This window comes from Martelella sp. AMO21009 (assembly GCF_053484295.1).
The window spans coordinates 268,853-291,251 of record NZ_JBAKFR010000004.1 but is presented as its reverse complement, the minus strand read 5'-3'; the positions used below and the strand labels follow the sequence as shown (position 1 = coordinate 291,251).

The window sequence follows — 22,399 nt, the reverse complement described above, 5'->3', positions numbered from 1 at the left end:
GCCGTCCGGTGAGAGAACCCGCCGGATCTCCCGCAAGCCGGCCGCGTTCGCGAATCCGTTGAACGCCTGCGTGCAGGCTGCAGCATCAACGGAGCTATCCGGCAAAGGGATGGCTTCAGGCTTTGAGCGCAGTCTTCACGATTCTCTGGGGGGATCACGCGATCCTCCGCTTTATCCTCTCATCGCCCGGCAAACCGCGCCTTCGCGGCATCCGTCACTGGTGTGTAGAGCGCTACGCGGGTGCCCTCGGGATCAGCCATCTGCATGGAGCGGTTGCCCCAGGGCATGTCCTTGGGCTCATGAATGATTTCAACGTGGTCTTTCAGACGTTCGAACTCGGCGTCCACATCGGCGACCATGAATTCGAGAATGGCTGTGCGGTTGGCACTCGGCTCCGTGCTGCCTTCCTTGAACAGGGCGACGGTCGCCGCGCTGCCGATTGCGAGGGTTGCCCCGGGGGTGACAATCTCGGCGAAGACCGGGGCGAGCCAGTCGCCCTGATAGCCCGTTACCAACTCGTAGAAGGCGACCATTCTGGCAATGTCGGAGGCAATGAGGCGGGTGGAGGCGAATTTCATGAGCTGTTCCTTTTGAAACGGTTGTCTTGAAGGCGTTGTTGCTGCCCTTGATTTCTGACATAGCCATGCTGACACCCTTGTGGCAGCAGGAGTCACCAGGCATGCGAAAAGCGGATCGTCTTTTTCAGATCATCCAGATTCTTCGGCGCTCGACGCGACCCGTCACCGCCTCCGCCATTGCTGAAGAGCTCGAAGTCTCCAAACGCACCGTCTATCGTGATGTCGCGCATCTGATTGCGCAGCGCGTGCCGATCGATGGCGAAGCCGGCTTCGGCTACGTTCTCGACGCCGGCTATGACATGCCGCCGCTGATGCTGACGCCCGACGAGATCGAGGCCGTGATGCTCGGGCTTCAGATGGTCAAAAAACTCGGTGACGCAGCGCTGGACACCGCGGCTGACGATGTGTTGGCAAAGATCACATCAGTGGTGCCCGAGACGTTTCTTCCCTATATCGCCCAGCCTGCCGTTGGCATCAGGGCGGATGTTGATGAACTTGCAGGCTCTCAAGATACGCGGCCGCTCAGGGCTGCGATCCGGGACGGGCATAAGCTGAAGATCGAATATCGTTCGGCCGATGGGGTGACCACCACCCGGATCGTCTGGCCCGTCCTTTTCGGCTATGCCGATCGGCACAGCCTTCTGATCGCATGGTGCGAGCGCCGGCAGGCCTTCCGGCATTTTCGAACGGAGCGCGTGGCGCGCGTGGAGGTGCTTGACGAGACCATCGGTGTGTCGCGCGGCACGTTGAGGAAGCAGTGGCTAGCGTGGCGCGAGGAGGAGTGGAGGAAAGTTGCGCTGAAGACCGAACATCTGCAATCGCCCCGGAAATCGCAGTCTGACAGTTGATCGCAAGGCAATCTGCGGCCGATGCTCCTGCGCGCTGGATGCAGAAAATGTTGGACGAGCCAAATCGGGTCTTTCAAAAAACGCAAAAATTGCGTAATCGATACTCAAGCAATGACAGCAGTGAGCAAAGATGGCCTCGACCACCCGCAGACCAAACCAGACCGATATAGCCACAAGGCTCGGCGTTTCCGTCAGCACGGTTTCACGCGCGCTCGCCAATGAGGAGGGCATATCCGAAGCGGTGCGGCGGGATGTGCAGCGCATGGCGCGGACGATGGGTTACCGGTCCAAGCACATGCCGGGCATGCGGGCGACGGATCTTCGCGTGGTTGCCCTGGTTCCCTTTGCCAATGCCACCGGCGGGCTCTCGGGCTTCTACGTCAACATTCTCGATGCCATCCGCAGCGAGGCGCGGGTCTGCGGCCTTGATCTCGACGTTCGCCTGATCGGCGAGCGGACGGTCACTCTCGACCTCATAGATCGGCACGTGAAGGAGGCCAATGCCGGAGCGGTGTTGCTGGCGGGGATCGATGCGACCGAGGAATTGGCTGCGTGGTGCCGGGAACAGGATGTTCATGCCGTTCTCGTCAACGGCAGCGACCCGCTCATGCGCATCAGTTCGGTGGCGCCAGCGAATTTCTACGGGGCGTACATGGCCACGAAGCACCTGCTTTCGTCCGGCCACAGGAAGATCCTGCATTATACCTATGGCGACCGGCCAACCATCCTGGAGCGCCGCCGCGGCTTTCTGACGGCGATGGCGGAAGTGCCGGGAAGCGAGGCCACGCTGGTGTCCAGCGAGGAGCAGAACCCGCTCGAACTGCTGCGCGATATTGCCGAGCGCAGGCAAGACGCCACGGCGCTGTTTTGCTGGAACGACATCGCGGCGGTGGAGATTATGGAGGGCATAAAGGGTGGTCTTGCCTCGGTCGGACGGGGCTTCTCGATCATTGGTTTTGATGACCTGCCGCTTGCGGCCATGACCTCGCCGCGTCTCACCACGATCCACGTTGATCGTGAGGCGATCGGCCGAGGCGCCATCCGGCTGCTCTCGCATCTGATCGAAGGCGAAACCGCCGTTCAGCAGATGGAGATTGGCGTGTCGCTGGTGACCGGCGGGACCGTCTACCCGTTGGCTTGAACTTGCTCTCATTTGCGAAAATCTATGCATTGGAAAAATACCGGCACGTGTTGTGATGGTAGAGATCGACTGTCATATCGCAATTCAGTGTCTATCGAGTATTCCTGAAAATTTCATAATAACAATGGTTTACGCGTGATTTAACAGTGTGAAGGCAACCATTTGCGCAAAAAACGCAAATATATGAATTAGTATTGATATTTTGCGTTTTTGCGAATACGCTTCCTCCGTTCCAGAAGAAACGGGGTCCGGGGAGGGATCCCGAGGGAGGAAGAACATGACGTATGCAAATCGTGTGCGGCGGTCGGTGAGGCACTCCGTGCTCGCGACATCCGCGATAATGATGTTTTCCGGCGCGGCACTCGCCGCGCAGCAGGCGCCGATGCTCGATCCGCTGGTCGAAGACGGTACGCTGCCGCCGGTGGACGTGCGCTTGCCGGACAATCCGCTGGTGGTGGAGCCGGTCGACAGCATCGGAAAATACGGCGGCACCTGGCGTTCCGGCCTGCGCGGACGCGGCGACAATGCCTGGATTTCGCGCACGCTGAACTATGACGGGCTGGTGCGCTATAACCGCGAATGGGATGAAATCATTCCCAATCTTGCCGAAAGCTGGGACGTAAGCGAAGACGCCCGGCAATATACGTTCCATCTCCGCGAGGGCCTGAAATGGTCCGACGGCACGCCGTTCACCAGCGCCGATATCGCCTTTGCGAGCGAACTCATCCAGGACCCTGACTACCCCGTCGGCGGCCTGTTCCTGACCGATCCCGGCAACCCGGTCACGATTGAAGTCGTGGATGACACGACCTTCACCTACACCTTCGAAGAGCCGAACGGGCTGTTGCTCGACGAGCTTGCCGGGGTCAATGGAATCACCCTTGTCTCGCTGCAGAAGGCCTATTGCGGGCAGTTCTATCCTGCGGAGAACGAAAACGCCGATCAACTGGCCAAGGACGAAGGCTATGAGAATTGGGCCTTCATGATGGAAGACAAATGCGCTTTCGGTCAGGAGACCCAGCGGTGGAGCAATCCCGACCTGCCGTTCATGAACGCCTGGGTGATCGAGGAACCCTGGACGGCGAATGCCAGTCGCGTGGTGTTCGAGCGCAATCCCTATTACTGGAAGACCGATCCGGAGGGCAACCAACTACCCTATATCGACCGGCTCGAAATGCGGGTCAGCGAAAGCGCCGAGGAACTGACGCTGATGGCGCTCAACGGCGAGATGGATTTCACCGACCGCCATATCACCACCGTGGCGAACCGGCCGCTCTTCTATGACGGCCAGCAACAGGGCGATTACCGGCTCGGGGCGAATGTACCGTCGCAGTCCTCGACCCTGGTGCTCCAACTCAACCTGAACCATTCCGATCCGGTCAGGGCCGAACTCTACAACAACAAGGATTTCCGGATCGGGCTTTCGGAAGCGATCAACCGGCAGGAAATCATCGATACCGTGTTCACCGGCCAGGGCGAACCCTATCAGGTCGCGCCGCGTCCCGAGTCCGAGTTCTATGACGAGGAAATGGCCAAGCAGTATACCGAATACGATCCCGAGGACGCGATCGCGCACCTTGAGAAGGCCGGCCTGACGGAGACGAATGGCCAGGGCATCCGGGTGATGAGTGACGGCAAACCGGCGGTCGTCACCGTCGACGTGATCTCCGCCTTCCGTCCGGAATGGATCGACATGCTGGAACTGATGTCGCTGCAGTTGCGCGAGGTCGGCATCGATCTCGAGATCAACAATATCGACCGCACGCTGTTCTACGACAAACGGCCAAGCGGCGATTTCGACGCCCAGGTCTGGCAGGGCGATGGCGGCCTCGATGTGATCCAGGAGCCGCGCTACTATTTCCCGGCCAATGCCGAATCCGCCTGGGCCTTCCAGTGGCAGGCCTGGTTCAACGGAACCGATCCGGAAATCGCCTCCGAACCGGTCGACTGGGCAAGGGAGCAGATGGAGCTCTACGACCAGCTCAAGGCCTCTCCCGATCCTGAAGAGCGCAAGGCCCTGATGCGGCAGATCCTGGCCATTACCAAGGAGAACTTCCCGGTCATCGGCGTCAGCCTGTTCCCGGACGGCTACTACATTGCCAAGAACAACCTGCGCAATGTCTACGAGCCGATGAAGCACGCCTGGCTGTTTCCGACGCCGGCGCCCTACGATCCGCAGCAGTGGTATTTCGACTAGCACCCGAACGCCTCCTCCCGGGTGCCTCCTTCGCGGCCTTCGGGCCGCGGAGGAACCGCCCGGAACCTGCAGAAAAGGGTCAGTTTCATGCTCGGTTTCATTGTTCGGCGGCTGATTGCGATGGTGTTGACGATCTGGGCGGTTTCGTTCGTTTCGTTCGCAATCATCCAGCTTCCGCCAGGCGACTATCTGACAAGCTACATGGCGGAATTGAGTGCCGCCGGCGACCGGATCGATCCGGCGACCATCGAGGCGCTGCGCCGGCAATACGGTCTCGGCGATCCCTTCATCATCCAGTATTTCAAATGGATCGGCGGCGTCCTTCACGGCGATTTCGGCAACAGCTTCGAATGGAGCGCGCCGGTCACCGACCTGATCTGGGGACGGCTCGGCAATTCCGTACTCGTCGAGGGCCTGGCCGTGCTGGTCATGTGGCTCGTGGCGCTGCCGATCGGCATCTATGCGGCCGTGCGCAAATATTCGCTCGGCGATTATCTTGCCACCATCGGCGGTTTTGTCGGGCTTGCCATTCCCAATTTCCTGTTCGCGCTGGTGCTGATGTATCTCTGGTACATCTATTTCGGCCAGACGCTCGGCGGCCTCTACTCGCCCGAGCTTCAGGGCACGCCGTGGGACCTTGAACGGATTCTCGATTTCCTGGCGCATGCCTGGGCGCCGGTCCTGGTTCTCTCGACCGCGGGAACCGCGCAGCTGATCCGCGTGATGCGGGCCAACCTGCTGGACGAACTGACCAAGCCCTATGTCACGACCGCCCGGTCCAAGGGGCTGCCCGAATGGCGGGCGATCCTGAAATATCCGGTGCGCGTGGCGCTCAACCCGCTGGTCTCGACCATCGGCTGGCTGTTGCCAACGCTGGTCTCGAGCTCCGTCGTGGTCTCGGTGGTGATGAACCTGCCGACGGCCGGTCCGCTGCTTTTGCGCTCGCTCACCACCCAGGACATGTATCTCGCCGGCGCCATCATCATGCTTCTCGGCGTCTTGACCGTCATCGGCACGCTGATCTCCGATCTGATCCTGGCCTGGATCGATCCCCGCATCCGCTATGGAGGACGCTGAGATGACCATCACCACGGACATGTCCGGGACGGCGGCGGTCGAGACATCCGCGAAAGCCACTCTGACGGGGCGAGAAACGCAGTTGAAGATGACCTGGCGCCGCTTCAAGCAGCACCAGCTCGCCTTCGTCTCGCTGTGGATCGTGATCGCGTTCTACCTGGTTGCGATCTTCGCCGAGTTCGTCGCGCCGACCTCGCCAGGCGCCTACAATCCTCGCTACACCTATGCGCCGCCGCAGGGTCTTCATTTCATTGCCCGCGATGCGGATGGTGGGCTGCAGTTCGGTCCCTATGTGAACGGCTACAAGACCGAGATCGATCCCGAGGCCTTGCGCCGGGTGTTCACGATCGACCCGGAGGTCCGCCACCCGGTGGGCTTCTTCGTACCGTCTGAGCCCTACAAGTTGATGGGCTTCATCCCGATGAACCGCAAGCTCTTCGGCACGCTGGAACCGCGCGCGCCCTTCTACGTGCTCGGCGCCGACAGGCTCGGGCGCGATCAGTTCAGTCGCCTGGTTTACGGCACCAGGGTGTCGCTTTCGATCGGCCTTGTCGGCGTGGTCCTCAGCCTGTTCTTCGGGGTGATCATCGGCGGGTTTTCGGGCTATTACGGCGGCTTTTTCGACGGCATCGTGCAGCGCACGATTGAGTTCATCCGCTCGCTGCCGACGATCCCGCTATGGCTCGGCCTTGCCGCTGCCTTCCCGCGCGACTGGGGGCCGCTGCAGACCTATTTCGCTATCACCGTCATCCTGTCGATGCTGGGCTGGACGGAACTCGCCCGCGTGGTCCGCGGCCGGTTCCTGGCCTTGCGCACCGAGGATTTCGTCACCGCGGCGCAGCTTGACGGGGCATCGGACTACCGGGTGATCGTCAAGCACATGGTGCCGTCCTTCACCAGTCACATCATTGCGGCAACGACGCTGGCCATACCGGGGATGATCCTTGCGGAGACGGCGCTCTCCTTCCTCGGTCTCGGCCTGCAGGCGCCGATCGTCAGCTGGGGCACGCTGCTGCAGGACGCCCAGAACATTCGCACGCTCGCAGGCGCGCCGTGGCTTCTGTCGCCGGGTGTCGTCGTTGTCGTCGCGATCCTTGCCATGAACTTTCTAGGAGACGGCCTTCGTGATGCCGCAGACCCCTATGGACGATAAAGCAGAACTGCTCATGATGGAGAATGTCAGCATCGTGTTCTCCTCACCCGACGAGGCGGATATCGAAGCCGTCCGCCAAGTCGATTTCACCCTCACGCGCGGCAAGACGCTGGCGCTCGTCGGCGAAAGCGGCTGCGGCAAATCCGTCACCGCCCGCACCATCCTGCGCCTCCTCGACAGGAACGCCCGGATCGGCCATGGCCGCATCCTGTTCCGGGCAGAGGGCGAGGCGCCGGTCGATATCGTGTCGCTGAAGCCCGACAGCCCGGCAATGCGCGCGATCCGCGGCAACCGGATCTCGATGATCTTTCAGGAGCCGATGAGCTCGCTGTCGCCGGTGCACACGATTGGCGATCAGATCGACGAGATGATCATGATCCACGAACGGGTCGACCAGAAGGCGGCACGCGCCCGGACCGTCGACCTGCTCGAACAGGTCGGCATTCCGGGCGCGCGCCAGCGGGCGGACGCCTATCCGTTCCAGCTTTCCGGCGGCCTGCGCCAGCGCGCCATGATCGCCATGGCGCTGGCCTGCAAGCCGGACCTGCTGATCGCCGACGAGCCGACGACGGCGCTCGATGTCACCACCCAGGCGCAGATCCTCGATCTCTTGAGGGCGTTGCAGGAAGAATACGGCATGGCGATGCTGTTCATCACCCATGATCTCGGCGTCGTCGCCGAGATCGCCGATGAGGTCGCGGTGATGTATCTCGGCGATGTCGTCGAGCAGGGCAATGTCTTCGACGTGTTCCGGGCGCCGCAGCATCCCTATACGCGGGCGCTGATGCGCTCCATTCCGCGCATGGTCCGCCGTGCCGAGCGCGAGCGGTTGGCGCCGATCGAAGGCAATGTGCCGTCGCCGCGCAACCGGCCGAAAGGCTGCGCCTTCACCTCGCGTTGTCCTCATGCCTTCGCCCCTTGCGCCGGGGACTATCCCGAGCGCACGACGACCGGCGAGGCGCACTGGGCGCGATGCCATCTGCTGACCCATGATGACGCTCCTACCGTGACGGGCCTGAGGCAGAAGCGCAGCGGAGCCGCCATGCAAGGAGAACAGGCATGACTGCACTTCTCGAAGTCGAAAACCTTTCAAAGGTGTTCACCTTCAAGTCGGGACTTTTCGGAGACACGATCTCGCTCGCTGCGCTTTCCGATGTTTCGCTGAGGGTGGAAAAGGGCGAGACACTTGCGATCGTCGGCGAGAGCGGATGCGGCAAGACCACGCTCGGCCGCTGCATCGTGCGTGCCGTCGACCCTTCGGCCGGTCGTGTGACCTATCATCCGCAGGACGGCGGCGCGGTCGAACTGTCCGGCCTGTCGAAGCGACAACTGAAGCCGTGGCGACGCGATATCCGGATGATCTTCCAGGATCCGATGTCTTCGCTCAATCCGTATATGCGGGTCTTCGACCTCGTGGCCGAACCGCTGCGCATCCACAGGGCTGCCCGCGGGGCGGAGCTGGAACACCGGGTGGTCTCGACGCTCGAAAAGGTCGGCCTTCCGAGAGATGCGCTGCAGCGCTTCCCGCACGCCTTTTCCGGCGGCCAGCGTCAGAGGATCGGCATTGCCCGCGCGCTCGTGCTCGAGCCGAAACTGGTGATCGCCGACGAGGCCGTCTCCGCCTTGGACGTCTCGATCCAGGCGCAGATTCTCAATCTGCTGGAGGACCTGAAAGCCGATTTCGGCCTGACCTACATTTTCATCAGTCATGATCTCGGCGTGGTGAACTACCTCGCGGATCGGGTGGTGGTGATGTATCTCGGCCATGTGGTCGAGAGCGCGCCGACGGAGGCATTGTTCGAGCGACCCCGCCATCCCTATACGGAAGTGCTGCTCGACGCACTGCCGATCGCCGACCCGACCCGCCGCGCCAAGCGGCACGACACCGTCAAGGGCGAGATCCCCTTCCTCGGCGACCGGCTGGAGGGCTGTCCGTTCCACACGCGCTGCAAATTCGCCGAGGACCGCTGCCGGACGGAGAAGCCGGTGCTCAGGCCGATCAATGGCGGGCCGAGCGAGGCCGCCTGTCACTTTGCCGAAACGATCGAACTCAACGGCGCCTTTTCCGATAGCCCTGCCACAGGAACCTATGCCTAGATGACCTACGATCCCAACACCGCAAATCCCCTTTCCGCGAATCAGCTCAAGACAAGAGGCGATGTCGAGCAGGCGCTCCACGCGCTTTTCAATCCGCTCCTGCCGTTTTTCTCCGAAGGCCGCGCTCGTGTCCGGCTGAGTGGAAACGCCGCCCATTTCGACCGCATCGCCGCCGATGTCGAAGGCTTCGCCCGTCCACTCTGGGGGCTGACGCCCTATGCCGCTGGCGGCGGTTCCTTCGACCACTGGGACTATTTTCGCGAAGGCATCGCCAATGGCATGGATCCGGACCACCCGGAATTCTGGGGCACGGTCGAGCGCACCGACCAGCGCATGGTGGAGATGGCCGCGATCGGTTTCACGCTGCGGATGGTTCCGGAAAAGGTCTGGGACCCGCTGCCCGGAAAGGCAAAGGACAATATCGCGACCTATCTGAAGAGCCTGCGCCGCTATGCCTATGCCAACAACAACTGGAAATTCTTCCGCATCCTGGTGGATATGGGGCTCGAGCGGGTCGACGTCGATTTCGACCGGACACTGACGGAGCAATATTTGGAGGAGCTTGACGGTTTCTATCTGGGCGAGGGCTGGTATCGCGACGGCAATGTCCGCCGCATCGACCACTACATTCCCTTCGCCATGCATTTCTACGGCCTGATCTACGCGAAGCTCGCCGAACCAGGCGATGCGCGAGCAGACGCCTATCGGGAGCGCGCGGCGCTGTTTGCCAGGGACATCCGCCACTGGTTCGATGACGACGGCGGCACGCTCGCCTTTGGTCGCAGCCTCACCTACCGCTTCGCCTGCGGCGGCTTCTGGGGCGCGCTGGCCTTTGCCGATGTCGAGGCGCTGCCCTGGGGCGAGATCAAGGGCCATTTCATGCGGCATCTCCGCTGGTGGTCGCGCCATCCGATTGCCGACCGCGACGGCGTGCTTTCGATCGGCTACGGCTATCCCAACCTGTCTATGAGCGAGAGCTACAATTCGGCGGGCTCACCCTACTGGGCGCTGAAGGCCTTCCTGCCACTGGCGCTCGGAGCCGAACACCCGTTCTGGCAGGCCGAAGAGGTCGAGGCCGGGTTCGAGGGCGAGCCGGTTCCGCTCCGGCATCCGGGCATGGTGATGCAGCATCAGAAAGGCAATGTCGTCGCGCTTTCCAGCGGCCAGCAGAACCACCAGATGCGGCATGGCGCCGAAAAATATGCCAAGTTCGTCTATTCCTCGCGTTACGGGTTCTCGGTCGAGGTTGACGAGTGCGGCTATGAGCGCGGCGCCTTCGACGGCATGCTGGCGCTTTCCGACGATATGCGTCACTACCGCGTCCGCGAGGACAATGAAGTCGCGCAGATCGCAGGCAACACGCTCTTTGCCCGGTGGAAACCCTGGGACGATGTGACGGTGGAGACCTGGCTCATTCCGGCCGGGGACTGGCATGTGCGGGTCCACCGGATCGAAACGCCGCGCCCGCTGCATGCAACCGAGGGCGGGTTTGCGATCGCGCGCGCCGATCTCGACGCCGACCGCTGCGAGGAGGCGGGCGGATTTGCGCGTGCTCTCTCGGAAACCGATTTCAGCCAGATCCTCGATATCTCGCCGGACGGAAAGCGCCAGGGTCGTGCGCAAAAGGCCCTGCCGAACACCAATCTGGTCGTCGCCAAGACCATCGTGCCGCAACTGATCGGCGACATTCCGGCCGGAACGACCGTGCTGGCGACTGCCGTTTCGGCCACGCTCGCCGGTGTCGATCCTGGCGAGGCGCCTGCGATGCCGGATCTCGGCGAACTGGAGGCGCTGTTCAGGCGGGCAGGCATCACGGTCAGCGCCATAGATATCGCGGAGAGGTACTGATGCGCCCACGCATAAGTTTCGCCATGGCTGCGGAGAAGACCCAGCATGTCTTCGATGAGCGGCTGTTCGACCGGCTCGCCCGGCACTGCGACATCCTCTCCGAAACCCCGATGGAGGATTTTACGACGCCGCAGGCGCGCGATCTTCTTGCCGAGACCGACATCCTGGTCACAGGCTGGGGGTCTCCCTTTGTCGGGGAGGAGGTCCTGCGGCTTGCTCCGCGATTGCGCTTGATCGCCCATGCGGCAGGAACGGTGAAATACACGATTGATGAGGCGGTCTATGCGGCCGGCATCGCCGTTACCCACGCCGCGGCGGCCAACGCCGTGCCGGTGGCCGAATACACGCTCGCCGCGATCATCTTCGCCAACAAGCGGGTGTTCGAGCTCAGCGACATCTACCGCCGCGACCGTGGCAGGGCGGCGACCTGGGCGCTGATGAGCGAGCCGATCGGCAATTATCGCCGCACCGTCGGCCTGATCGGCGCCTCGCACATTGGGCGCAAGGTGGCCAAGCTGCTTGAAATGCTTGATGTGGATGTCCTGCTGCATGATCCCTATGTGACGGCTGAGGATCCTGTGGCCGCGACGGCAAGGCTTGTCGATCTCGATACCCTGCTCCGGAAATCGGACACAATCTCGCTCCACGCGCCGGCCTTGCCCGCAACCCGGCACATGATCGGCGCCGCGGAGTTTTCCAAGATGCGGGATGGCACCACATTCATCAATACGGCGCGCGGCATGCTGGTCGATCACGAGGCGATGATCTGCGAACTGGAGAGCGGCCGGATCAGCGCCATCCTCGATGTCACGGCGCCCGAAGTGCTTGAGGCCGGATCTCCGCTCTATACTCTGCCGAATGTGTTCCTGACCCCGCACGTTGCCGGTGCCGCCGGGCTGGAGCGGCTGCGGCTGGGCGAGATGGCGGTGAGCGAGATCGAGCGGTTCATAGCCGGCCGCCCCCTGGAACATGCAATCCAACCCGAACTGCTGGAACGGTCGGCATGAATTCGAAACTCAGGGATGGCGTCGACATGGCCGCCCGAGAAGCGCGGCTGCAGTTCCTCACTTGGGAACGCACGCCGGACGATATCGATTCCCCCGCCCACCGCGCGCGCTGTGCTCGCCTGGTAGAGACATCGGGCGCCGAAATTGACGATACGGCCTATATCGCGGAAAAGGCTGCCGTGTTCACCGACAGGCTTGTCCTGGGCGCTCATTCCTATATCGCCGGCTATGCCGTCGTCCGGGGCGACGCCACGCTCGGTGCCGATTGCACGGTCAATGCCTATGCCTGCATTGCCGGCAAGGTGACCTGCGGCGATTATGTCCGCATCGCCTCGCATGCCCAGATCATGGGCTTCAACCATGGCTATGAGGACCCCGATGTCCCGATCGCGCGACAGCCGCATGAAAGCCGGGGGATTGTCATCGAGGACGACGTGTGGATCGGCGCAAAAGCGGTGGTGCTCGATGGCGTCCGGATCGGCCACGGCGCTGTCATTGCCGCTGGCGCCACGGTCACCCGCGACGTCCCGCCCTTCACGATTGCCGGGGGCGTGCCGGCAAAGCCGATCCGCCGGCGCGGTGAGAAATCGAATACCGACATCGAAGCGGCCCTCCGGACCGTGGGCGACAGCATCGGGGCAGAATGGCAAGCGATCCTCAACAGGAACCTGCGCGACGGGTTTTATGTCTCACGCGAGGCCGACGGCCAGGAGCGGGCGAGCATCCGACACCTCTGCGATGCGATCGAAATCGCGGCGGGCCTCGATGAACGTCCGGAAGGGCTCGACATTCCAGCCGCGATAACGACGCTGAAGGCGATACAGGATCCCGAAACGGGTCTTTTCCCCGACCCCAGCCGTCCGCCGCGGCCGGGCCTTCCCTTGCGCGAGGACGGATTGGCGCTCTACAACATCCTCGCTGCCGGCTACGCGTTGGAGGTGCTCGGCGGCCAACCGGAGCACAGGGTTGCCGCCGTCGAGCTCGATGCTCCCGATCTCTGCGCCTGGCTGGAAAGCCTTCCCTGGCGGAACAATGCCTGGGCGGCCGGAGCCTGCGTCGATGCGATCGGAACCGCCCTTTATTTCAACGCGCGCTACTTTTCGACCGGCAGGATGCGGGAAACGCTGTTTGGCTGGCTTTCACTTCATGTCGACAGGAGCACCGGCCTCTGGGGGTCGCCGACGGCCTCGGAGGGCCTGCTGCAGCCGGTCAATGGCTTCTATCGCCTGACAAGAGGCACCTATGCGCAGTTCGGCCTGCCGGTGCCCCGTCCCGAGGCCGCGATCAATTCCGTGCTCGCCAACTACCGCAACCATGATGGTTTTCGCGGCCCGACCTATACCGCCTGCAATTTGCTCGATACCATCCACCCGCTGCTGATCTGTCTCGACCTGACGGATCATCGTCGGGCCGAGGCCGAGGCTGTCGCCCGCGCCATCATCACTCGCGCGCCATCGCGCTGGCGGGAAGGCGAGGGCTTTGCCTTTGCCGACGGCCAGGAAGCCGGTCTGCAAGGCACGGAAATGTGGCTCTCGGTCATCCATCTGGCGGCAAAGCTGCTGAAGCGGGACGATGTCTTCCGCTATGTCCCGAAGGGCGTCCATCGCACGCAGGCCGTGGGTCTCGGACTATGAAACAGGAATTGAGGAGGCGACGGTCATGACGAAGCGGAAGGCGCTTGTTGTTTACGGTGGAATGAAACTGCACACGCCTAGGGAAGGCGCGGAAGTCGTCCGTCAGATCCTGGAGAAACATGGCTTCGCGGTTCAGGTAACCGATGATTACGACGCGCTCGGCGCCAATGACGTCGGCTCCAATGCACTCGTGGTGCCGGTCATCACGGATGGCATCCTCGAACCTGAAAAGATGGAGAGGCTGATTGCCGCGGTGCAGGCGGGCACGGGGCTTGCGGGATACCACATGGGGCTTGCGACCAGTTTTCGGGCAAGCGTGCCTTTCCGCTATGCCGCGAGCTGCTACTGGGTTTCCCATCCCGGCAACATCATCTCTTACGAGGTCGACATCACCCGTCCCGATCATCCGATCATGGTGGGGATCGAGCCCTTCAAACATACATCGGAGCAATACTACCTGAACTATGATCCGGCCGTGGAGGTGCTGGCAACCACAACTTTTTCCGGCGAATTCCACCCCTGGCGCAAGAACGTCGTCATGCCGGTGGTATTCACCACCATGCACGGCCAAGGCCGGGTGTTCTATTCCTCCCTCGGGCACACAGCCGACGAACTCGAAATCCCCAATGTGCGCCTGATTCTGACCCGCGGCCTGCTTTGGGCGGCCGGGGCGCTTTGATTGTCCTGCCTCGTCACACCGACGGACCCGGGTTCATGTTCAATCGGGTTCATGGACTTGTCGATCGCACGATATCGATAGCGCCTTCTGCTGCGGGTGTCGATTTAGGGTCAAGCGGTTCTTCCTCAAATCTGTGGCCAAAAGAGCGTTGGCGTTACAGTTGCCATCCTCGTGGATGCGAACGAAGTCGCAACGGTCACCGGGTCCAAATCTTGTTCTGACCTCTTCTCGCGGTGCCATTCCGGTGATCCCGGCGGAAAACTCAAACACTTCAAACGGGTTGCCCTGCGCTAGCGGCGCATATCCGCCTGCCGAGCTGCGATCCTGGGCGCCGTCACCATGGACGAGCCTGACCGCCGCCTTCGGCGCCCGTCGGGAAGCCAGAGCGTTCCCGACATCGGTTCGCCCGCGGACATGAGTTCGAAGCGCTCGCTGTCACGCCGGCCGAGGTCATGATCGGCCAGACGCCGGCCGGGGCCGTCAAGGCAGCCAGGAGTGGTACAGCGGATGGTCTGCCATGATCGGCATCGGCGTCGGCATGCCGGTGCGCTGGGAATGATAGGCGGCGGTCACGAGCTCAAGCGAGCGGCGCGCATCTTCGAGCGTTACCGGTGGTTCGGTGCCCTCGACGAGCGCCTTGTGGAGGAGCTGGAACTGGCGGGTATAACCGTCCTCTTCCACCTTGTAGCCGGCCAGCGCCTCGTCGATGCGGGTCTGATGCTCCTCGGTGCCGGCCGTGAAGGCCCAGGGATCGCGGCCCATCGTATAGGGCTCCAGCACGCTTTCTGCGACGAGATCTGCGAAGCAGAAGCGCAGGCGCGAGATCTCCTTGCGGGAGCCGAGCGTCATCGACAGTGCGGCAAGCGAGCCGTTTTCCATCTTCACCGAGAGCGTCGCGGTATCTTCGACCTCGATCGGATTGACCAAGGTCGTGCCATGGCTGAACACCTCGGCGCAGGCGCCCTGGACATAGTTCAGCATATCGTGGGCGTGGATCGCGTGGCCGAGTAGCCCGCCGCCGAGTTCGCTCTTCCACTTGCCGCGCCACGGGACGGCGTAGTAATCCGGTCCGCGCCACCAGTGGGTTTCGATGGTGGTGAGATAGGCCCGGCCCGTCAGCCCGCGTTCGATGAGATATTTGAGCTTCTGCAGGCCGGTGCCGTAGCGGTACTGGAAGATCGGCATCAGAACCCGGTCGGTGGCGCCGACGATCTTCGTCATCGCATCGACATCGGCGATCGAGCCGAACAGCGGCTTCTCACAGATCACGTGCTTGCCGGCCTCGATTGCGCGTTTGCAGAACTCGTAATGTGAATCCGGCGGGGTGCAGATGTCGATGATGTCGAGGTCGTCGCGCGCAAACAGCGTCTCTGCATCCCGGGTGTAGTCGGGAATCTTGTATTCGGCGCAGAGCGCGCGGCCGCGGTCCTCGTCGAGCGAGCAGAGCACGACGACCTCGAACAGGTCCGGATTCCACCCGAAGCCCGACAGATGCCGCGCGGCGATGCCGGCGCCGATCACGCCGACGCGATATTTCCTGGTCATTTCAGTTTTCCTCTCTAGCCGCCGAACCGGGCGGCGTTGGTCTGCGCTTCGAGCGAGAGCCGGCAGACCTCATAGCAATGCGCCTGCGACATCGCCGTTTCGGTGCGGTCGCGGACATCATCGACAAAAGCGCGGAAATAGATGAGCTCCTCTTCGCTGCAGTCGATGTGGGTCTTTTCCTCACCGTTGACGAGGAACAGGTGGTCCTTGCCGGGCCGGCCGCAGATGTCGATGTACTTGCGCAGTTCGATATAGCCTTCGGTGCCGAGGATGGTCAGCCGTCCATCACCCCAGGTGCCGAGTGCCTCCGGCGTGAACCAGTCGACGCGGACATAGCCGGTGGCGTTGTCGGAGCGCAGCAGCAGGTCGCCGAAATCCTGGAATGCCGGTTTTTCGGGCATCGCGAAATTGCCGATGCTGCTGGCCACGACCTCGCCGCTGGTCGAGCCGGTATAGAACAGGAACTGGTCGATCTGGTGCGAGGCGATGTCGACGATGATGCCGCCGAAACGCCCGGGGTCGAAGAACCAGTCCGGCCGTGAGGCAAGCTGCAGCTTGTGCGGCCCGGTGCCGATGGTCTGGATCACCCGGCCGATCGCACCCTCCTCAACCAACTTGCCGGCCTTGACGGCGGAGCGGACACAGTGGCGTTCGGTAAAGCAGATCGAAAAGATCCTGCCGGTTTCTTCCTGCGTCCTGCGAACCTCGGCCAGCTGGTCGAAGGTGGTCAGGCCGGGCTTGTCCACCATCACGTCCTTGCCGGCCTTCATGGCACGCACCGCAAGGCCCGCACGATCGGCCGGCACGGCGGCGATGCAGATGACGTCGATCGAGGGATCGTCGAAGATCCGGTCGCGGTCGAGCTTCGGCGCGTCGGGGTAGGCCTCCTCCATGGCCTTCACCACACCGGGGGCGGTGGTCTCGGGGCAATAGCCGGCAAACGCGACGCCGGCGGCCCGAAGCCCTTTCACGTGGTCGAAAATATGGCCGTGGTCCAGACCAACGGCTGCGAATTTCAGCATGTCTTGTTCCTCATCCTGGCCGGCTTCTGCCCCGGCCGTATTCAAGAATTCCTCTGATGCCCGAAAGCGTCAGGCGTCCTCCGCCAGCTTCACCGAGACGTTCCGGCCGTCGGCGTCGAAAAAATGTGCCTTGTCGAAATCGAAGAACACTTCGATGCGGTCGGCCACTTGCGGCTGGCCTTCAAGCAGGATCGTCAACGCCTGGCCGTCGGCGAGGCTCGCATAGACGACGGTCTGGCCGCCAAGGCTCTCCACAAGGTCGACGGTCGCGGTGCCGAGGCTGATGCCTCCGTTTTCGGGAACGATCCGAATATGCTCGGGACGGATGCCGAAGGTCTCGGGCGGTGTCGAAAATGCGGGCGCCGGTAGCGAAATGCCGCCGACCTGAATACCCTGCGGTGTAGCGTCCACCGTCAGGAAGTTCATCTTCGGTGATCCGATGAAGCCGGCGACGAAGCGGTTGACGGGCGCATTGTAGAGGTCGAGCGGCGAGCCGACCTGCTCGATCCGGCCATTGTTCAACACCACGATCTTGTCCGCCATGGTCATCGCCTCGACCTGGTCGTGGGTCACGTAGATCATGGTGTTGCCGAGCCGGCGGTGCAGCTTGGCGATCTCGACGCGCATCTGCACGCGCAGCTCCGCATCGAGATTGGAAAGCGGCTCGTCGAACAGAAAGAGCCTCGGCTCACGCACGATTGCACGGCCGATCGCCACGCGCTGGCGCTGGCCGCCGGAGAGCTGGCGGGGTTTTCGCCCGAGCAGCGCTTCGATCTGCAGGATTTCGGCGGCTTCCTGCACGCGTTTTTCGATCTCCTGCTTTGGCATCCGCGCGGTCTCCAGCCCGAAGGCGAGGTTCTTGTAGACCGACATGTGCGGATAGAGCGCGTAGGACTGGAACACCATGGCGATGCCGCGCTCATAGGGCGCGATCTGGTTGACCTTCTCGCCGTCGATCAGGAGGTCGCCGCCGGAGATTTTCTCGAGCCCTGCGATCATCCGCAACAGGGTCGATTTGCCGGAGCCGGAGGGGCCGACGAAGACGACGAACTCGCCGGGATCAATCATCAGGTCGACGCCGTGGATGACTTCGAGTTCGCCATAGGCCTTGACGATTTTGCGCAACTCAACGGTGGATGACATGGTTTGCCTCCAAGAGATTCTGGGTTTCTGCGGGCCGTCCGGGAATTGCAGGGGGCGTGACTTGCCTCATCATCGCTTCATCCCCGTGGTGGCAATGCCTTCGATCAGAAGGCGCTGGAACAGCAGGAAGAAGCCGAATACCGGCACCAGCGACAGCACGGACATGGCGAACAGGCCGCCGTAATTCGACACGCCGGAGGAATCCACGAAGGTCCTGAGGCCGAGCATGACGGTGTATTGCTCCATGTCGTTCAGATAGATCAGCGGCCCCAGGAAATCGTCCCAGGTCCAGATGAAGGTGAAGATCGAAGCGGTGGCGAGCACCGGCATCGACAGCGGCAGGATCACCTTCCAGTAGATCCGCCAGGGTGAGCAGCCGTCCATCATCGCGGCCTCGTCCAGTTCCTTCGGGATGCCGCGGAAGAACTGCACCATCAGGAAGATGAAGAAGGCATCGGCGGCAAGGAATTTCGGCACCACCAGCGGCAGGAAGGTGCCGATCCAGCCGAGGCCCCTGAACAGCACATATTGCGGGATCAGGGTCACGTGATAGGGCAGCATCAGCGTCATCAGCATCAGAGCGAAGAACATCCTCCGCCCCCTGAATTCGAGCCGGGCGAAGGCGAAGGCCGCAAGCGAGCAGCTCAGCACATTGCCGATTACGCACAGGATCGCGATCAGGAAGGAATTGCTGAAGAACCGGCCGAAACTGACGGGAAGGCCGTTCCAGCCCTCGATATAGGAGCTGAAGCTGATGCTGGAGGGAATCAGGCTGGCGGAGGTGAATATCTCCGATTCCGGCCGGAACGACGCCGACAGCATCCAAAAGAGCGGATAGAGCATCGCGATCGATGCGGCGATGAGCAGCGCATGGACGATGATGCCGGTCAGGCGGCCCCGTGCGCTTCCTTCGGAAAATGCGGTTGTGGCCTTATTCGTCATAATGCACCCAGTAGCGGCTGGTAAGGAAGGCGAAGGCCGTGAACAGGGCGATGATGATCAAGAGCACCCATGCGAGCGCCGATGCATAGCCCATGCGGAAATAGCCGAAGGCTTCCTGATAGAGGTAGAGGGTGTAGAACAGCAGCGAGTTGACCGGTCCGCCCTGACCGTTCGAGATGATGAAGGCGGGCGTGAAGGTCTTGAACGCTTCGATCGTCTGGATGATGGCGTTGAAGAAGATCACCGGGGTCAGAAGCGGCACGGTGATGCGCACGAACTGGCGCCAGCGGCCGGCGCCATCGACCGTAGCCGCCTCGTAGACGTCCGCCGGGATCTGGCGCAGTCCCGCCAGGAACACGATCATCGGCGACCCGAATTGCCAGACCGCGAGTACGATCAGCGTCCAGAGCGAATAATGCGGGTTCGAAATCCAGCTCGGCCCGTCGATGCCGAAATTGGCGAGAAACTGGTTGACGAGGCCGTTGCCGGAAAAGAGCTGGCGCCAGAGGATGGCGATGGCAACGCTCGCGCCGAGCAGCGAGGGCAGATAGAACAGCGCCCGGTAGAGCGACAGGCCCCTGATGCCTCGGTTGAGCAGGATCGCGATCGCGAGCGCAAATGCGAGCTTCAGCGGCACGGAAAAGATGACATAGACGAATGTTACCCGGACCGAGGCCATGAATTTGGGATCGGCGGAAAACATCCGCACGTAGTTGGCTGTGCCGATCCAGTTCGGCGAGGTCAAGAGGTCGAAATCCGTGAACGACAGATAGAGCGACCAGAGGATCGGGCCGAGCGACAGGCACAGGAAGCCGATCGCCCATGGCAGCAGGAAAAAATAGCCCGCACCCTCTGGCGAAGAGTACCACGGGCGTGCCTTTCCCCGAACCATCCCCCCGCGCGGGGGGATGGCTTCAGTGGGCGTGGTGATCGTCATTGCTCAGCCCCGGCTCAGAAGGTCGGAGGCCTGGGCGACGAAGTCCTTGCCGGCGGCCTCGGGGCTTTGCATGCCGAAGGCAACCTGCTGGGAGATGTTGGTGAGCATGGTGCCGGCGATCTCGCCCGCCGTCTGCGGCGGGGCAGGGGGGATCGGGCCGATCAGGTCGCCGAGCCCGGCGACATATTCGAGCGTCAGGCGTTCCTGTTCCGAAAGCTCGGGGGCGAGCGCGTCGCGCACATGGGCAGCGCACGGGATCCCGCGCTCGGTGCCGAGGACCTTGGCGGCCTTGAGATCATTGACGAAGTAGCTCACATACCGGGCGGCGTCGGCCTTCGCTTTCGACGTGCCGGCGACCGAGAAGAACATCGACGGTTTGCGGTACTGGCCGCCGGTGGCGTCTGGCGCGACCAGCGGATAGGGAGCCAGCCCGAGCTTGTCCTGCATCAGCGCCTGGTGGGCGATCAGCACGTTGGAATTGTCGAGCTGGAGCGCGGCCTTTCCGGTCACGATCATCGACGTATCGATCGATCCGGTGTAAAGGGCTCTGTCCTCGGCTGACACGCAGATCCCGGCGTCGCGGAGTTTCGCCCACATCGTGAACCACTCGATCGCGTCGTTCTCGTCGAATCCCAGCTTGCCGTCTGCGGTGTAAAGCGCCTTCTTGCGCTGGCGCAGCCAGTTTTCGAGTGCTTGTTCGAAGGATGAGGCGTCGTCGATGACGCTCATGCCGACATCCGCCTTCTTGAACGCCTCGTTGAAGTCGGCGAGCTGATCATAGGTGAAGGGGCCATTCGGCGCGGGAATGCCCGCCTTTTCAAAGGGGCTGGTGTTGACGAAGCAGGCGACCGAGTTGGCCCCGAGGCTGATGCCGTAAAGCTTGCCGTCGACGGTGCCGCCGGCGACCTGGTCGTCGTCGAAATCATCGAGGTTCAGCTGGTCGCCGACGAACTCATCAAGCGGGGCGATGGCGTTGCGGTTGGCGTATTCGACGATGTAGCGGTAGTCCATCTGGAAGATATCCGGGGCATTGCCGCCGGCGATCTGGGTGGCGAGCTTGGTCCAGTAATCGTTCCAGGACAGGAATTCGTTCTGGACGTTGATGCCGGTTTCCTCGCCGAAGAGCGCGCTGACCTGGCCGGTCTTGTCAGCGCGGACCTGTCCGCCCCAGAAGATCAGGCGGAGCCGCTCGGCGGCGGCGCGGGCGATCGGCCCGTCAAGGCTGGCGGCAAGGGCCGTGAATCCGGCAATCTGCATGAAGCGGCGTCGACCGATGGAATTCATCATATGCTCCTCCTTTGTTCACCGACATCTCCTCGATCGGTGATGCAGAAGGTTACCCATCGGCAGGGCATATGAAAAATACGATCTTTCGAAAGAAATATTGATATTATCTATGGCTGCCTTGCGCTTTTTCCGTTTTCCTGGCAAGGGCGCCGGCTCCGAGCGTCAGGATTTCATCGATCAATGCGGAAAGCCGAGGGTTCTGGCCGGCGTCCTGGGTTGCGTAAATTCCGACGCGATCCCACGTCTCGACCTGCTTCGAATCCAACTCGATGAGGTGAAGCCCCCTCGCTGCCAACTCATCGGACATGACGGTGGTGAAGCGGTAGACGCCGTTGCTGTTCAGAACATAGTCGATGCAGGCATCCAACGAGTTCGAGGCAAAGCTCAGGGGCTCTGCCCTGAAGCGCAGATCGCTTTCGCCTCCGCCGTGGCGCAGGAAAAGCCGCTCGTAGCGCCGGTCCGGCGAGCCGGCGGCCACCTGCGGATAGGACTTGATCTCCTCCAACGACCGCGGGCCTTTCAGCAGCTCATGGTCCTTGCGGACAAAGTAACCCTGCTTGGCCTTTCCAAACGGCACGAAGCGCGTGTTGAACTCGGCTGCGATCGACGGTGTCTCGTGACCGAGAAACAGCGAGATCTCGCCCGCGAGAAGCTGGTCCAGGCAACGAAGCTGGTTGCCGATGCTGACATGGACCGGCGCATCCGGGTAGGTTTGCCGGTGGTCGAAGGCCCAGTCGCGCAAGAACAGCATCCACCAGGTGTAGCCGGTTCCGATGCTGATTGTGCGCTCGGTCTGCGTGCGCTGGCGTTCCAGCAGGTCGAGCGTGTTGTCGTAGAGCCTTCGCATCACGCGGGTGTTCTCGAACAGCGTCATGCCGTAGGGCGTCAGCGTCACGCCACGGGCGGTGCGCTTGAACAGTATAACGCCAAGGCTTTCCTCCAGCTTCCGGATATTGAAGGTAAGCGTCGGCTGGGTGACGTTGAGCAATTGCGCCGCACGGCTGAAGGAACCCGATTCCGCGATCACCAGAAACTGCTGCAGAATTTTGTCCATATCGCCTCCCGCGGGCCTCACGCCTGTGTCTAGAGTGGCCAACTTCTACGTCGCCGCGTGACCGGTTTTCAAGTTCTCCGCTGACACTGATCTTCGCACGCAAGTCCTTGATATCGACGGAAGGTACGGCTTTTTTCTTGCGCCTGTCATCCAAGACATTAACGCTGCCTGCGCGCAATTGATCTTTCCATCGCCTTATCTGTTGTCCGG

At 62.2% G+C, this 22,399-nt stretch carries 18 protein-coding genes and 2 pseudogenes; 11 read left to right on the top strand and 9 right to left on the bottom strand.

What is annotated here, in order from left to right; genetic code table 11:
* Positions 1-9: 9 nt before the first annotated feature.
* Together V6766_RS07560 and V6766_RS07555 are read right to left on the bottom strand one after the other, a co-directional pair.
* Positions 10-111 (bottom strand): annotated as a pseudogene (locus V6766_RS07560) (class I SAM-dependent methyltransferase); the annotation flags it as partial.
* Positions 112-179: 68 nt separating this feature from the next.
* Complete coding sequence (locus tag V6766_RS07555) at positions 180-578, bottom strand: VOC family protein (protein WP_448465078.1); 399 nt, start codon at positions 576-578, stop codon at positions 180-182.
* 101 nt (positions 579-679) lie between these two features.
* Here V6766_RS07555 and V6766_RS07550 point away from each other — a divergent pair, with 101 nt between their 5' ends.
* The 11 genes and pseudogenes from V6766_RS07550 (at position 680) to V6766_RS07500 (ending at position 14,259) form a co-directional block, all read left to right on the top strand.
* A complete protein-coding gene (locus V6766_RS07550; RefSeq protein ID WP_448465167.1) occupies positions 680-1,426 on the top strand; it encodes a helix-turn-helix transcriptional regulator in 747 nt (248 codons plus the stop codon).
* Between the two features lie 130 nt (positions 1,427-1,556).
* Positions 1,557-2,567: a LacI family DNA-binding transcriptional regulator gene (locus V6766_RS07545; RefSeq protein WP_448465076.1), complete on the top strand. Its 1,011-nt coding sequence runs from the start codon at positions 1,557-1,559 to the stop codon at positions 2,565-2,567.
* A 277-nt stretch (positions 2,568-2,844) separates the two neighbouring features.
* Positions 2,845-4,764 carry an ABC transporter substrate-binding protein gene (locus tag V6766_RS07540; protein WP_448465074.1) on the top strand — a complete coding sequence of 640 codons (1,920 nt, stop codon included), beginning with the start codon at positions 2,845-2,847 and terminating at the stop codon, positions 4,762-4,764.
* 87 nt (positions 4,765-4,851) lie between these two features.
* On the top strand, positions 4,852-5,841 hold the full coding sequence (locus V6766_RS07535; RefSeq protein WP_448465072.1) for an ABC transporter permease: 990 nt from the start codon (positions 4,852-4,854) through the stop codon (positions 5,839-5,841).
* Between the two features lie 19 nt (positions 5,842-5,860).
* Positions 5,861-6,994: an ABC transporter permease gene (locus V6766_RS07530; protein WP_448465165.1), complete on the top strand. Its 1,134-nt coding sequence runs from the start codon at positions 5,861-5,863 to the stop codon at positions 6,992-6,994.
* On the top strand, positions 6,984-8,057 hold the full coding sequence (locus tag V6766_RS07525) for an ABC transporter ATP-binding protein (protein WP_448465070.1): 1,074 nt from the start codon (positions 6,984-6,986) through the stop codon (positions 8,055-8,057). Before V6766_RS07530 ends, V6766_RS07525 begins: the two co-directional genes overlap by 11 nt.
* Entirely contained in the window at positions 8,054-9,091 is a 1,038-nt protein-coding gene (locus V6766_RS07520; RefSeq protein ID WP_448465068.1) for an ABC transporter ATP-binding protein, read from the top strand. The genes V6766_RS07525 and V6766_RS07520 overlap by 4 nt, the downstream gene beginning before the upstream one ends.
* Positions 9,092-10,939 (top strand): DUF2264 domain-containing protein, encoded by a 1,848-nt coding sequence (locus tag V6766_RS07515; RefSeq protein WP_448465066.1) that lies wholly within the window; start codon positions 9,092-9,094, stop codon positions 10,937-10,939.
* Positions 10,936-11,946: a hydroxyacid dehydrogenase gene (locus V6766_RS07510; RefSeq protein ID WP_448465163.1), complete on the top strand. Its 1,011-nt coding sequence runs from the start codon at positions 10,936-10,938 to the stop codon at positions 11,944-11,946. The genes V6766_RS07515 and V6766_RS07510 overlap by 4 nt, the downstream gene beginning before the upstream one ends.
* Positions 11,947-12,365: 419 nt before the next feature.
* A pseudogene (locus tag V6766_RS07505) lies at positions 12,366-12,524 on the top strand (DapH/DapD/GlmU-related protein); the annotation flags it as partial.
* Positions 12,525-13,605: 1,081 nt separating this feature from the next.
* Positions 13,606-14,259, top strand: coding sequence for a ThuA domain-containing protein (locus V6766_RS07500; protein ID WP_448465064.1), 654 nt, complete (start codon positions 13,606-13,608; stop codon positions 14,257-14,259).
* A gap of 480 nt (positions 14,260-14,739) precedes the next feature.
* On the opposite strand, the gene V6766_RS07495 is transcribed toward V6766_RS07500, so the two are convergent.
* The 7 genes from V6766_RS07495 to V6766_RS07465 form a co-directional block, all read right to left on the bottom strand.
* Positions 14,740-15,804, bottom strand: a complete 1,065-nt coding sequence (locus V6766_RS07495; protein WP_448465062.1) for a Gfo/Idh/MocA family protein — start codon at positions 15,802-15,804, stop codon at positions 14,740-14,742.
* Between the two features lie 14 nt (positions 15,805-15,818).
* A complete protein-coding gene (locus tag V6766_RS07490; RefSeq protein ID WP_448465060.1) occupies positions 15,819-16,826 on the bottom strand; it encodes a Gfo/Idh/MocA family protein in 1,008 nt (335 codons plus the stop codon).
* A 69-nt stretch (positions 16,827-16,895) separates the two neighbouring features.
* Positions 16,896-17,969 (bottom strand): ABC transporter ATP-binding protein, encoded by a 1,074-nt coding sequence (locus V6766_RS07485; protein WP_448465058.1) that lies wholly within the window; start codon positions 17,967-17,969, stop codon positions 16,896-16,898.
* A gap of 69 nt (positions 17,970-18,038) precedes the next feature.
* Positions 18,039-18,812 (bottom strand): carbohydrate ABC transporter permease, encoded by a 774-nt coding sequence (locus V6766_RS07480; protein ID WP_448465161.1) that lies wholly within the window; start codon positions 18,810-18,812, stop codon positions 18,039-18,041.
* An 88-nt stretch (positions 18,813-18,900) separates the two neighbouring features.
* Positions 18,901-19,803, bottom strand: coding sequence for a carbohydrate ABC transporter permease (locus V6766_RS07475; RefSeq protein WP_448465159.1), 903 nt, complete (start codon positions 19,801-19,803; stop codon positions 18,901-18,903).
* A 48-nt stretch (positions 19,804-19,851) separates the two neighbouring features.
* The gene (locus V6766_RS07470) at positions 19,852-21,135 is read right to left on the bottom strand and encodes an ABC transporter substrate-binding protein (protein ID WP_448465056.1); all 1,284 of its coding nucleotides are present in this window, start codon (positions 21,133-21,135) and stop codon (positions 19,852-19,854) included.
* A gap of 103 nt (positions 21,136-21,238) precedes the next feature.
* Positions 21,239-22,189, bottom strand: a complete 951-nt coding sequence (locus tag V6766_RS07465; protein WP_448465054.1) for a LysR family transcriptional regulator — start codon at positions 22,187-22,189, stop codon at positions 21,239-21,241.
* Positions 22,190-22,399 lie beyond the last annotated feature (210 nt).

Excerpts from the sequence above, each read along its gene's own strand:
- V6766_RS07530 (WP_448465165.1), top strand. The coding sequence starts at position 5,861 with ATGTCCGGGACGGCGGCGGTCGAGACATCCGCGAAAGCCACTCTGACG.
- V6766_RS07495 (WP_448465062.1), bottom strand. The coding sequence starts at position 15,804 with ATGACCAGGAAATATCGCGTCGGCGTGATCGGCGCCGGCATCGCCGCG.
- V6766_RS07475 (WP_448465159.1), bottom strand. The coding sequence starts at position 19,803 with ATGGTTCGGGGAAAGGCACGCCCGTGGTACTCTTCGCCAGAGGGTGCG.
- V6766_RS07540 (WP_448465074.1), top strand. The coding sequence starts at position 2,845 with ATGACGTATGCAAATCGTGTGCGGCGGTCGGTGAGGCACTCCGTGCTC.
- V6766_RS07555 (WP_448465078.1), bottom strand. The coding sequence starts at position 578 with ATGAAATTCGCCTCCACCCGCCTCATTGCCTCCGACATTGCCAGAATG.
- V6766_RS07465 (WP_448465054.1), bottom strand. The coding sequence starts at position 22,189 with ATGGACAAAATTCTGCAGCAGTTTCTGGTGATCGCGGAATCGGGTTCC.
- V6766_RS07515 (WP_448465066.1), top strand. The coding sequence starts at position 9,092 with ATGACCTACGATCCCAACACCGCAAATCCCCTTTCCGCGAATCAGCTC.
- V6766_RS07550 (WP_448465167.1), top strand. The coding sequence starts at position 680 with ATGCGAAAAGCGGATCGTCTTTTTCAGATCATCCAGATTCTTCGGCGC.
- V6766_RS07535 (WP_448465072.1), top strand. The coding sequence starts at position 4,852 with ATGCTCGGTTTCATTGTTCGGCGGCTGATTGCGATGGTGTTGACGATC.
- V6766_RS07490 (WP_448465060.1), bottom strand. The coding sequence starts at position 16,826 with ATGCTGAAATTCGCAGCCGTTGGTCTGGACCACGGCCATATTTTCGAC.
- V6766_RS07470 (WP_448465056.1), bottom strand. The coding sequence starts at position 21,135 with ATGATGAATTCCATCGGTCGACGCCGCTTCATGCAGATTGCCGGATTC.
- V6766_RS07485 (WP_448465058.1), bottom strand. The coding sequence starts at position 17,969 with ATGTCATCCACCGTTGAGTTGCGCAAAATCGTCAAGGCCTATGGCGAA.
- V6766_RS07500 (WP_448465064.1), top strand. The coding sequence starts at position 13,606 with ATGACGAAGCGGAAGGCGCTTGTTGTTTACGGTGGAATGAAACTGCAC.
- V6766_RS07525 (WP_448465070.1), top strand. The coding sequence starts at position 6,984 with ATGGACGATAAAGCAGAACTGCTCATGATGGAGAATGTCAGCATCGTG.
- V6766_RS07545 (WP_448465076.1), top strand. The coding sequence starts at position 1,557 with ATGGCCTCGACCACCCGCAGACCAAACCAGACCGATATAGCCACAAGG.
- V6766_RS07520 (WP_448465068.1), top strand. The coding sequence starts at position 8,054 with ATGACTGCACTTCTCGAAGTCGAAAACCTTTCAAAGGTGTTCACCTTC.
- V6766_RS07480 (WP_448465161.1), bottom strand. The coding sequence starts at position 18,812 with ATGCTCTATCCGCTCTTTTGGATGCTGTCGGCGTCGTTCCGGCCGGAA.